This is a genomic window from Chromobacterium subtsugae (genome assembly GCF_001676875.1).
In the GTDB taxonomy this organism is placed as follows: Bacteria; Pseudomonadota; Gammaproteobacteria; order Burkholderiales; family Chromobacteriaceae; genus Chromobacterium; species Chromobacterium subtsugae.
Map to the genome: position 1 here is coordinate 251,927 of NZ_JYKA01000003.1, position 11,700 is coordinate 263,626.

The following is an 11,700-nucleotide window of genomic DNA, read 5'->3' on the forward strand; positions in this document are numbered from 1 at the left end:
GATTTATTTCTTGGATCGAACTGGCGTTCCCTCGTGTTCCATAATTTCAGCGAAGCGTTTCCAAGTCATACGCTTTTTATTGATGGAATTTCCTGAAGGTAGCCACCCGATATTACCCTTGCTGATCAGCAGTGTACCCAGTTTTGCACCATCAAGCTTTATTTCAAATTCCACATCTTTGTGTAAGATGATTTTTTCCTGGAGGTTGAGGGTGACTTCATGGGCCATGGTTTATGCTCCAGTGCTTTGCTAAGTAATTGCGTAAAGCGGAACGCCTCTTGGTGCTGTTTATAGCAAAAAAGCAAGCATGTTTGCTTGCTTTCCCAAAGATGATCTCCTGACGCTATTGTCACTACGTTCCGCAAAACGTCCGATATCCCTCCGCGACCTCCGGCGCGGCTGGCAGCGCGTAGCGCATCAGGCCTTCGCGTTCGGTGAACGGGTCGCGCAGCACTTCCAGCAGCCGCAGTGCCGGCTCCATGTCGCCGCGTTCGCTGGCGGCGTCCAGCGCTTCTTCCACCAGATGGTTGCGCGGGATGTAGAGCGGGTTTTGCTTGCGCATCGCCGCCGCCACGTCGCTGGCGCGGCGGGTCTTGATGGCGAGGCGGGTCAGCCACTGCAGCAGCCACGGCTCCAGTTCCTGCGGGGCGGGGAACAGCGCGGCGAGCGGCGCGCGCTGTCCTTCGGCGGCGTCGGCCAGGTAGCGCCAGGCCAGCGTGTGGTCCACGCCTTGGGCGGCCAGCAGCGTCAGCCAGTCCTCAATCAAAGCCAGGTCGCCATTTTGCGCGTCCGGCAAGCCCAGCTTGCGGCGCGCCTGTTCCAGCCAGATGGATTGATAGCGGTTGGCGAAGCCTTCGATGATCTCGGTCGCGGCCGGCACCGCGCCGCCCGGGTCGGCCGGCGAAATCAGCGGCAGCAGGGTTTCGGCGAAGCGGGCCAGATTCCACTGCGCGATCGCCGGCTGGTTGCCGTAGGCGTAGCGGCCGTTGCGGTCGATGGAGCTGAACACGGTGTCCGGGTGGTGCGCGTCCATGAAGGCGCAGGGGCCGTAGTCTATGGTTTCGCCGGACAGCGCCATATTGTCGGTGTTCATCACGCCGTGGATGAAGCCGGCGTGCATCCAGCGGGCGATCAGCGCCGCCTGGCGCTCGGCCGCGGCGGCCAGCAGCGCCAGGTAGCGGTCGTCCCGGCCGGCCAGCTCCGGGTAGTGGCGGGCGATGGCGTAGTCGGCCAGCTTGCGCAGCATGTCGGTTTCGCCGCGGATGGCGAAGTACTGGAAGGTGCCGACGCGCAGATGGCTGGCGGCGACGCGGGTGAGCACCGCGCCGGGCAGCGGCCGCTCGCGGTGCACGGTTTCGCCGGTGGCGGCCACTGCCAGCGCGCGGGTGGTGGGAATGCCCAGCGCCTGCATCGCCTCGCCGATGATCAGTTCGCGCAGCATCGGCCCGACGGCCGCCTTGCCATCGCCGCGGCGGGAAAACGCGGTGCGGCCGCTGCCTTTGAGGGCGATGTCGCGGCGTTGGCCGTTGTGGTCGATGACTTCGCCCAGCAGCATGGCGCGGCCATCGCCCAGCGACGGCGACAGGCCGCCGAACTGGTGGCCGGCGTAAGCCTGGGCGATGGCTTGCGCGCCGGCGGGCAGCGCCGCGCCGGAGAAGGCCGCGGCCAGCTCCGCCGCGCTGGCGTCGGCGGCGTCCAGCCCCAGCTCGGCCGCCAGTGGCGCGTTCCAGTACAGCAGCGCCGGCGCGGGCGGCGCGTCGGGCAGCGCGGGCTCGTAAGCGCCGGGCAGGTCGCGGGCGTAGCTGTGGTCGAAGGCGATGCGGATCATGGCGGAATCCTTGTGGTGTGCTGTCGGCTGGCGGCGGCTGCGCATGGCATGACGATATCTTAATTTCGCGCCGCCGGGCTCTTGAATTTTTCTTTGCGATGCCGCGTCCGCCGTCATGGCCAGGGCCGGGCGCGGCAAAAAGCCGCCCATCGGGCGGCTTGGTCGGGACTTAGCGGCTGCGGCTGGTTTTGCCGCCAGGCTTGCCGCCGCCGCTCTTGGCGGTTGCGGGCTTGCCCGATTGCGGCCTGGCGCCGACGGCCGGCTTGCCGCGCTGCGGGGCGTTGCCCGCCGCGCGCTGTCCCGGCGCCTTGCCGCGCGCGGCCGGCGCGCCCATGCGGTGGCGCACCGCGGCGGCCTTGTCGCCCGGCGGGGTCGGCGGGATCAGGCAGTGCTTGCTGTGGCCGATCAGATCGCTGCGGCCCATCTGGATCAGCGCGTCGTGGAGGATCTGCCAGTTGTCCGGATGGTGATAGCGCAGGAAGGCCTTGTGCAGCTTGCGGCGGTAGCCGTCGCGCACCACGTCCACCTTTTCCGAGCTGCGGCTCAGGCGCTTCAGCGGATTGCGGCGGGTGTGCCACATGGTGGTGGCCATCGCCATCGGCGTCGGGGTGAAGGTTTGCACCTGGTCCAGGCGGAAGTTGTTCTTCTTCAGCCACAGCGCCAGATTCATCATGTCCTCGTCGCTGGTGCCCGGGTGGGCGGCGATGAAGTAGGGGATCAGGTACTGTTCCTTGCCGGCCTGGCGGCTGAAGCGCTCGAACAGTTCCTTGAACTTGTCGTAAGCGCCCATGCCCGGCTTCATCATCTTGGACAGCGGGCCGTCCTCGGTGTGTTCCGGCGCGATCTTCAGATAACCGCCGACGTGGTGCTGCACCAGCTCCTTGATGTATTCGGGCGAGCGCACGGCCAGGTCGTAGCGCAAGCCGGACTGGATGTTGATCTTCTTCACTCCCGGCAGCGCGCGCGCCTTGCGATACAGCTGGATCAGGTGGCTGTGGTCGGTGTTGAGGTTTTCGCAGATGTCCGGGAACACGCACGAGAGCTTTCTACAGGACGATTCGATCTTTGGGTCCTTGCAGCTGAGGCGGTACATGTTCGCGGTCGGGCCGCCCAGGTCGGAGATGTGGCCGGTGAAGCCCGGGGTCTTGTCGCGGATCTCCTCGATCTCGTGCAGGATCGATTCTTCCGAGCGGCTCTGGATGATGCGGCCTTCGTGCTCGGTGATGGAGCAGAAAGTACAGCCGCCGAAGCAGCCGCGCATGATGTTGACCGAGTACTTGATCATTTCCCAGGCCGGGATGTGGGCGTCGCCGTAGGCCGGGTGCGGGTTGCGGGCGTAGGGCAGGCCGTAGACGAAGTCCATTTCCTCGGTGGTGAGCGGAATCGGCGGCGGCGTCAGCCATACGTCGCGCTCGCCATGCATCTGCACCAGCGCGCGGGCGTTGCCGGGGTTGGATTCCAGATGCAGGGTGCGGCTGGCGTGGGCGTACAGCACCGGGTCGTGGGCGACGGCCTCGTAGGCCGGGATGCGGATCACGGTCTTGGCGCGTTCGGCGCGGCGCTTGGCCAGGCGCTCCTCGCGCGATTCGATGCGGATCACCTGCGGTTTGGACGGATCGATGTCCTTGGTGGCCTCGGCTGCCTGCTCCGGTATCTCTTGGTACGGGTTCAGGTGCGGGTCGACGCGGCCCGGCACGTCCACCACGCTGGAGTCCATCTCCTGCCATTCGTCGTCCGGCCGCCAGCCGTGCGGCACGATGAAGGCGGTGCCGCGGATGTCGCGCATCTCGGACAGCTTCTCGCCCTTGGCGGCGCGGTGGGAGATTTCCACCAGCGCGCGCTCGGCGTTGCCGTACAGCAGGATGTCGGCCTTGGAGTTGACCAGCACCGACGGGCGCACCTTGTCGCTCCAGTAGTCGAAGTGGGCGATGCGGCGCAAGCTGGCCTCGATGCTGCCTATCATCACGCCGATGCCGGGGTAAGCCTCGCGGCAGCGCTGGGCGTAGACGGTGACCGCGCGGTCCGGGCGCTTGTTGGGCTCGGCGTTCGGCGTGTAGGCGTCGTCGGAGCGGGCGCGGCGGTCGGCGGTGTAGCGGTTGATCATCGAATCCATATTGCCGGCGGTGACGCCGAAGAACAGGTTCGGTTTGCCCAGTTCGCGGAACGCGTCGGCGCTGTGCCAGTCCGGCTGGGCGATGATGCCGACGCGGAAGCCTTGCGCCTCCAGCAGGCGGCCCACCAACGCCATGCCGAAGCTGGGGTGGTCGATGTAACAGTCGCCCGTGACCAGGATGATGTCACAGGAGTCCCAACCCAGCTGGTCCATTTCGGCGCGGGTCATCGGCAGGAACGGGGCGGTGCCGAAACGGCTGGCCCAGTACTTGCGGTAGGAATCGATTGGTTTGGCGGCGGCTTGCGGAGTAGTCATGCGTTCACGTCGAATTCAGGCAGCCGCACATTATGCCGTATCCGGATAAAAAAATCAGCATAAACAATTGTTTATTATGGCGAATCGCCCGGCTGGCGGTAGGGGTTTGTCCGCGGCGGGCCGGCGCGGGGTTTTGTGATGAAAATCAAGGGTCTGTCGCGCGGACGGCCCGCGGCGGATGCCTGGGGCATGAGTTTGGTGTACCCTTGCGGGCTTGTGCGGCGCAGCACCCGGCGGGTTGGCGCCGCCGCGGACATTTTATCGATCAGGATCAAGGAGGGAATATGGGCGAGCGTATCGTGAGCGTGGCGGCGGGGGAGCGCGATCTGGTGCGGAAACTGGAGGCGGGCGCCGTGCTGCATGTGCCAGACTTCGGCTTCACCTTGAGCCCGGCCGAACAGGCGCTGCTCAATCCGGCGCTGTCCGATCCCAAGCGCAAGAACATCAGCCTGGAGCCGAACAACGGCGCGCTGCACGGCGTGCTGGGCGGCGACGAGACCCAGGCGGCGGTGCGCGCGCTGATCTCGCGCTATCAGCAAGCGGCGGCCGGCCTGCTGGCCCGCGTGCTGCCGGAATATCAAGGCAAGACGCGCGCCGCCCCTACCAGCCTGCGCCTGGTGCGGGTGGAAGACCGCAAGACCTCCTGGCGCAAGGACGACAGCCGCCTGCACGTGGATGCCTTCCCGTCGCGGCCCACCTACGGCGAGCGCATCCTGCGTGTGTTCTGCAACGTCAACCCGGCCGGCGAGCCGCGGGTATGGCGGGTTGGCGAGCCGTTCGAGGACATGGCGAAGAAGATGCTGCCGCGGGTGCCCGCGCAATGGCCCGGCTCGGCCGCCCTGCTGGCGGCGCTGAAAATCACCAAGCGCAAGCGCAGCGGCTACGACCACATCATGCTGCATCTGCACGACGCGATGAAGGCTGACCTGGAATACCAGCGCAGCTGCCCGCAGGAAACCGTGCCCTTCGCGCCCGGCGGCGCCTGGATCTGCTTCTCCGATCACGCTTCTCACGCGGTGATGTCAGGCCAGTTCATGCTGGAGCAAACCTTGTGGCTGCCGCTGGACAAGATGGACGACCCGGCCAAGTCGCCGCTGCGGCAACTGGAGCGCATCGTGGGCCGGGCGCTGGCGTGAGTTGGGACCTGGCGGGCGATGGGGCTATGACTCCCATCGCCCGGCGCGGGACTTAAGCGTCTCCCACTACGACGAAGGAGGCGACGAGACTGTATATGGCGGAGTCGGACCAGGTTTCGAAATTGGCGTTGAAGCCGTTATTGTCGATGCCATTTGCGTAAAGATTGATTCGCAGGTTCTCATTGTGAGAGGCGTCGACGTCCTTGATGGACATGATGACTTGCGGATTGCGCAGCGAGACTACGGCCCCGTTATGGAGCTTGAACGGTACCCGGATGGTGACGGGCACGCCGGACGGGAGCTGCTGGGGATGTTTGTAGCCCGAGGAAACCTCTCCTACCAATACGATTTGCGTCATGATGATGCTCCTTCGTTGGAAACGGATTGAACGCGATCCCCTTGATGGTCTATCCGGCTGCTGGTTTGGGCGGCTTGCTTGTCTGGCGTAAGCCTGGACTGGTGGCTAGGCCGGCTCAGCGTTCTTGCCGCGGCTGAGCCGGATGCGCGAGCCATGCCCCTTTCTATATCGTGCGATGCGGCAATGAAATCGTTGGATATACTTATCGTATTTGCACGGATGGCGGATCGCATGCGCGGGCCGTCAGCGAGCAGTAGCATCTAGAGTGGCCAGCTTGCGCCCGATATTCAGTCAAAATCGGGTACAATGGCCGATTCGCTATCCATACCCACAGCCAGAACATGAGCACGGAAAACAACGCGCCGGTTGTCAACAACTTCATCCGAACCATCATCGACCAGGACCTCGCGTCGGGCAAGCACAGCAGCATCGTCACCCGCTTTCCGCCGGAGCCCAACGGATTCGCCCATATCGGCCACGCCAAGGCCATCTGCATCAACTTCGGCCTGGCCGAAGACTACAAGGGCAAGTGCAATCTGCGCATGGACGACACCAACCCGGAGAAAGAGTCGCCGGAGTATGTGCAATCGTTCATCGACGATATCAGCTGGATGGGCTTCAAGTGGGATGGCGACGTGCGCTTCGCGTCCGACTATTTCGATCGCCTGTACGGCTACGCGGTGGAGCTGATCCAGGCCGGCAAGGCCTATGTGGACGACCTGTCCGCCGAGGAAATGCGCCAGTACCGCGGCAGCCTGACCGAACCGGGCAAGAACAGCCCCTACCGCGACCGCAGCGTCGAAGAGAATCTGGACCTGTTCGCCCGCATGAAGAACGGCGAGTTTCCGGACGGCAGCAAGACGCTGCGTCTGAAGATAGACATGGCCTCCGGCAACATCAATCTGCGCGATCCGGCCATCTACCGCATCCGCCGCGTGCATCACCACCGCACCGGCGACAAGTGGTGCATCTATCCGATGTACGACTACACCCACTGCATCTCCGACGCCATCGAAGGCATCACCCACTCGCTGTGCACGCTGGAATTCGAAGACCACCGCCCGCTGTACGACTGGGTGCTGGACAATATCAGCATCGGCTGCCACCCGCGCCAGTATGAATCGTCGCGGCTGGAGCTGCTGTACACGCTGACCTCCAAGCGCAAGCTGCTGGCATTGGTCAACGAAGGCGTGGTGACCGGCTGGGACGACCCGCGCATGCCCACCATCGCCGGCATGCGCCGCCGCGGCTACAGCCCGGAGGGCATCAGGCTGTTCGCCCAGCGCATCGGCGTGTCCAAGGGCGAGAACATCATCGACATGAGCGTGCTGGAAGGCGCGGTGCGCGAGACGCTGGAAAACGAATCGCCGCGCGTGATGGCGGTGGTGAAGCCGCTGAAGGTGACGCTGACCAATTACGACGCCGCCGTCACCGCCAGCCGCAGCGCGCCGTTCCACCCGCACCATCCGGAATTCGGCGAGCGCGAAGTGCCGATCTCCCGCGAGATCTGGATCGAGCAGGACGACTTCGCGGAAGTGCCGCCGCCGAAGTGGCAGCGCCTGACCGCCGGCGGAGAAGTGCGTCTGCGCTATTCCTACGTGATCAAGTGCGAGGAAGTGGTGAAAGACGCCGCCGGCAACGTGGTGGAGCTGAAGTGCTCCATCGACCACGACACGTTGGGCAAGAATCCGGAAGGCCGCAAGGTCAAGGGCGTGATCCACTGGGTGTCGGCCGAGCACGCGATCCAGGCCGATGTGCGCTGGTACGACCGCCTGTTCACCGAGCCGCGTCCGGACGCGGTGCGCGGTGAAGATGGCGAGTACGTCGACTTCCGCCAGTTCATCAACCCGGAATCGCTGACGCTGGTGCCGGCCTATGTCGAAGCCTCGGTGCTGCAGGCCGCGCCGGAATCGCGTTTCCAGTTCGAGCGCCTGGGTTACTTCGTCACCGACCGCAAGGAGCACCAGCCGGGCGTCAAGGCGGTGTTCAACCGCACCGTCGGCCTGAAGGACAGCTGGAGCAAATAAGCGACAGCAGCGATGTCGAATGGCGAGCCCCCGGGTTCGCCATTTTTACGTGCGGTCCGGCGATCGGCCGCAAGGAGAAGAAAAAATGCGTGTTTCGCCCGGATCCATCCTGCTTTCCCTGCTGGCCGCCGGCCTGTTGTCCGCTTGCGCGGCGGCGCCAGGCAAAGGCGGCTACGTCGCCGGCAAGACCTACAAGATCACCATCCTGCACACCAACGACCATCACGGCCGTTTCTGGCCCAATGCCGACGGCGAGTACGGCTTGGCCGCGCAGAAGACGGTGGTCGACCAAGTGCGCGCCGAAGTGAAGGCGGAGGGCGGCTACACGCTGCTGCTGTCCGGCGGCGACGTCAACACCGGCGTGCCCGAATCCGACCTGCAGGACGCCGAACCCGATTTCCGCGCGATGGACCGCATCGGCTACGACGCGATGGCGGTGGGCAATCACGAATTCGACAAACCGCTGCCGGTGCTGATGAAACAGCGCGGCTGGATACATTTTCCGATGCTGTCCGCCAACATTTATCAGGATGGCAAGCGGATGTTCGATCCTTACGCCATGTTCAATCTGGGCGGCGTCAAGGTGGCGGTGCTGGGCCTGACCACCGACGATACCGCCAAGATGGTCAATCCGGCGCAGATCCGGGGCATAGAGTTCAAGAGCCCGATCGCCGAAGCCGGCCAACTGGTGCCGGCATTGCGCAAGCAGGCCGACATCGTCATCGCCGCCACCCACATGGGCCACTACGCCGACGGCAAACATGGCGTGAATGCGCCGGGCGACGTGGAAATGGCGCGCGCGGTGAAGGGGCTGGACCTGATCGTCGGCGGCCACAGCCAGAACCCGGTGTGCATGAAGGCCGAAAACGTCCGCGACGACGCTTACATGCCGGGCGCCCCCTGCGCGCCCGATCGCCAGAACGGCGCCTGGATCGTGCAGGCGCACGAGTGGGGCAAATACGTCGGACGCGCCGATTTCGAATTCCATAACGGCAACCTCAAGCTGGTGAAGTATCGGCTGATCCCGGTCAACTTGAAAAAGACAATGGTCGACGCGGACGGCAAGGCGCAGAAAACGCTGTATGAGGCGCGAATTCCGGAAGACGGCAAATTGCGCAGTTTCCTGAAGAACTACCAGGATCGGGGGCAGACCGAATTGGATGTCAAGGTGGGCGAGCTATCCGCCAGGCTGGAGGGCGACCGCGCCGCGGTGCGCAGCCGGCCCACCAGCCTGGGCGTGCTCGTCGGCCGGGCGATGATGGCCAAGACCCACGCAGACTTCGCGGTGCTCAACTCGGGCGGCATCCGCGACTCGCTGCCGGCGGGCGCGGTCAGCTATCGGGATGTGCTCAAGGTGTTTCCGTTCGGCAGCACCGTAGCTTATGTGGACCTGCCGGGCAGCGAGGCGCTGGGCTATCTGCGGGCCGCGGCGAAGATGACGCCCGGCGCCGGCGCCTTCGCGCAGTTTGCCGGCGTGAAGCTGCGCATCGTGGGCGGCGAGCTGCGGGAGGCGAAGGTGGCCGGAGCGGCCATCGATCCGGCCAGGACCTACCGCGTGGCGATCAACAGCTTCATGGCGGCGGGCGGCGACGGCTACCCGAAGATGGCCGGGCATCCCGGCTATGTGAATACCGGATTTGTCGATGCCGAGATGCTGAAGGCTTATCTCGCCAGCCATGCGCCGGTGCAGGCTGGGGCTTATGCGCCATCGGGCGATGTGACGCGCGAATAGCGCGGGTGGGCCGCTTGTCGTTGGCCGGGTGGGCAATCATGCGAGGTTTGCCTGCCCAGGGGTACTAGCCCTTGGTACCGGTGTGCCGGCCGGAGCGATGGCTTAGGGTGATGGGGGCGAAAGCATTTCGATGCTTGAACAATCGCGATTCCCCGCCGCATTGTGCGTTCCGGCCCGCGCGCGGCCGGACGGCCAGCGGGGTTGGCATCACCTGGAGGAATCACCATGGCTCAGCAAGGCGTATTCACTCTTCCGGCGCGCATCAATTTCGGCGCCACTGTATTGACCAATGCCGCCAATGTGCAGAATGTCGCCATTCTGGTCGACAACGAAGTCCGCGCCACCTTCAGCGGCAGCGGCATCACCGACAAGAACCTGGGCACTCAGGTGGTCAACTCCGGCACCGGCAACGTCCGGGTGACGGTGACTGTCAACGGCAAGGCTTCCGACCTGGTGTCCACCCAGGTGATCCTGGCCAACAAGGTGAATCTGGCCTTGCTGGGTTCGGAAGACGGCACCGATGCCGACTACAACGACGCCATCGTCCTGTTGAACTGGCCGCTGGGCTAAGCTGCCCGCGCGCTGGGCCCGCGCTTGCCGCAGGCTTGGCGCGCCCCCGTTTGGCGCCAAGTCGCCGCTCGCGTTGTTTTCGCAGGCGGCGATTTGCCGTGTCTACTGTAATTCCCCCGCAACTTCGCAAGCGGTTTGCCGCCGGTCAAGGAATCCCGTTTTGCCGCGGATGCGCGGCTTGAGGCGGCTTTCCCGCAAGTGGTATGTTGGTGGTGTCAGCGGCGCCGCTATGCCTGCGCCGCCTTGTCCGTCCACTCATTCCAGGTTGCGATCATGTCCAAGCTCCGAGCCGTATATCTGCAATCCGGCGGCCCCACCGCCGTGTTGAACGCTTCCGCCCAGGGGGCGATAGAGACGGCGCGCCGCCTCGGTCTGTCGCTCTATGCCGCTTTCGACGGCCTGGCGGGCCTGCTGGACGGCCGGTTGTGCGATACGGACGGCGTGCCCGATACCGCCATCGCCCAGCTGGCCTTCATGCCTGGCGGCAGCTTCGGCGTCAGCCGCCGCATGATAGGCACATTCGAAGAGGCGCCGGAAGATTGGCTGCGGCTGCGCGATGTCTTGGCCAGGCATGATATCCATTACCTGCTGATCAACGGCGGCAACGGCTCGCTCGGCTGCGCCGAGCGTCTGGTCGATTTCGAAAAGCACACCGGCTACAAGCTGGGCGTGATCGGCGTGCCCAAAACCATAGATAACGACCTGATGGGCACCGACAACAGTCCGGGTTACGGCTCATCGGCCAAATTCCTGGCCAGCGCGATGCGCGAGGTGGGGCTGGACATGACCAGCATGGGCTGGGGGCGGGTGTTCATCATGGAAACCATGGGCCGCCACACCGGCTGGCTGGCGGCCGCTTGCGCCGCTGCCGCGCGCGCGCCGAACGAGGCGCCGCACTTGCTGCTGCTGCCCGAGGTGCCGTTCGAGCCGGCGCGGTTTCTTGCGGCGCTGGACGCCAGCCTGGCCAAGTACGGGCAATGCGCGATCGCGGTGGCCGAAGGCATCACCGGTCAGGACGGCCGCTTCGTCGCCGAAGCCAAGCAGTCGGAAACCTACGGCCATGAGCAGTTGGGCGGCGCCGGCCATTGGCTGGCGCAGCTGATCCTGCGCGAGCGCGGCATTTCCGCCCATGTCGCCCAGGTCGACTACCTGCAGCGCGCCGGCGGCCACCTGGCTTCGAATACCGACGTGCGCCAGGCTTATCTGATGGGCGAGCGGGCGGTGGAGTGGCTGCTGGCCGGCAAAACCGGGTTGATGGCCGGCATTCGGCGCTTGAACGACCACCCCTATTGCTGGGACGTGGCCGAGGTGCCGCTGTCCGAGGTCGGGGACAAGGAAAAGCGCCTGCCGCCGGCGTTCATCGGCGCCGACGGTTTCAGCGTGACCCCGGCTTTTCTGGACTATGTGAAACCGTTGATGGAGGGCGAGCGCATTCCGCCTTTCAAGGACGGCTTGCCGGATTACCGGCCGATAGCCTGGCCAAAAGTTTGACTATCCATATATTTCCATGTCATAAACCGTCGGCGTGCCGGCGGTTTTGCATTATTCAAGCGCCTGTAACAGAGTCAGGCCGCGCTCTGCTACAATCGTCCCTTTCGATAGTCCAACCATAGGTTTTTTG

Annotated in this window: 9 protein-coding genes; 5 read left to right on the forward strand and 4 right to left on the reverse strand. The window is 64.7% G+C overall.

The window, feature by feature from the left end; genetic code table 11:
- Positions 1-3 precede the first annotated feature (3 nt).
- The 3 genes from MY55_RS22530 to MY55_RS05150 all read right to left on the reverse strand — a co-directional run bounded on the left by MY55_RS22530 (position 4) and on the right by MY55_RS05150 (position 4,256).
- Positions 4-228 carry a hypothetical protein gene (locus MY55_RS22530; protein WP_047239035.1) on the reverse strand — a complete coding sequence of 75 codons (225 nt, stop codon included), beginning with the start codon at positions 226-228 and terminating at the stop codon, positions 4-6.
- 124 nt (positions 229-352) lie between these two features.
- Positions 353-1,828, reverse strand: a complete 1,476-nt coding sequence (locus MY55_RS05145; RefSeq protein ID WP_043577825.1) for a protein adenylyltransferase SelO — start codon at positions 1,826-1,828, stop codon at positions 353-355.
- Between the two features lie 169 nt (positions 1,829-1,997).
- Positions 1,998-4,256 (reverse strand): YgiQ family radical SAM protein, encoded by a 2,259-nt coding sequence (locus MY55_RS05150; RefSeq protein WP_065202057.1) that lies wholly within the window; start codon positions 4,254-4,256, stop codon positions 1,998-2,000.
- Between the two features lie 284 nt (positions 4,257-4,540).
- Here MY55_RS05150 and kdoO point away from each other — a divergent pair, with 284 nt between their 5' ends.
- The gene (kdoO, locus tag MY55_RS05155; protein ID WP_043577821.1) at positions 4,541-5,392 is read left to right on the forward strand and encodes a Kdo hydroxylase KdoO; all 852 of its coding nucleotides are present in this window, start codon (positions 4,541-4,543) and stop codon (positions 5,390-5,392) included.
- Positions 5,393-5,444: 52 nt separating this feature from the next.
- Here kdoO and MY55_RS05160 read toward each other — a convergent pair whose 3' ends face one another.
- Complete coding sequence (locus tag MY55_RS05160) at positions 5,445-5,750, reverse strand: H-type lectin domain-containing protein (RefSeq protein WP_043577818.1); 306 nt, start codon at positions 5,748-5,750, stop codon at positions 5,445-5,447.
- 341 nt (positions 5,751-6,091) lie between these two features.
- Here MY55_RS05160 and MY55_RS05165 point away from each other — a divergent pair, with 341 nt between their 5' ends.
- The 4 genes from MY55_RS05165 (at position 6,092) to MY55_RS05180 (ending at position 11,570) form a co-directional block, all read left to right on the forward strand.
- Complete coding sequence (locus MY55_RS05165) at positions 6,092-7,777, forward strand: glutamine--tRNA ligase/YqeY domain fusion protein (protein WP_043577815.1); 1,686 nt, start codon at positions 6,092-6,094, stop codon at positions 7,775-7,777.
- Positions 7,778-7,862: 85 nt separating this feature from the next.
- Positions 7,863-9,509 (forward strand): bifunctional UDP-sugar hydrolase/5'-nucleotidase UshA, encoded by a 1,647-nt coding sequence (gene ushA, locus MY55_RS05170; protein WP_047237708.1) that lies wholly within the window; start codon positions 7,863-7,865, stop codon positions 9,507-9,509.
- Between the two features lie 225 nt (positions 9,510-9,734).
- Positions 9,735-10,079, forward strand: a complete 345-nt coding sequence (locus MY55_RS05175; protein WP_043577808.1) for a fucose-binding lectin II — start codon at positions 9,735-9,737, stop codon at positions 10,077-10,079.
- Positions 10,080-10,352: 273 nt separating this feature from the next.
- Entirely contained in the window at positions 10,353-11,570 is a 1,218-nt protein-coding gene (locus MY55_RS05180) for a 6-phosphofructokinase (RefSeq protein WP_076098013.1), read from the forward strand.
- Positions 11,571-11,700 lie beyond the last annotated feature (130 nt).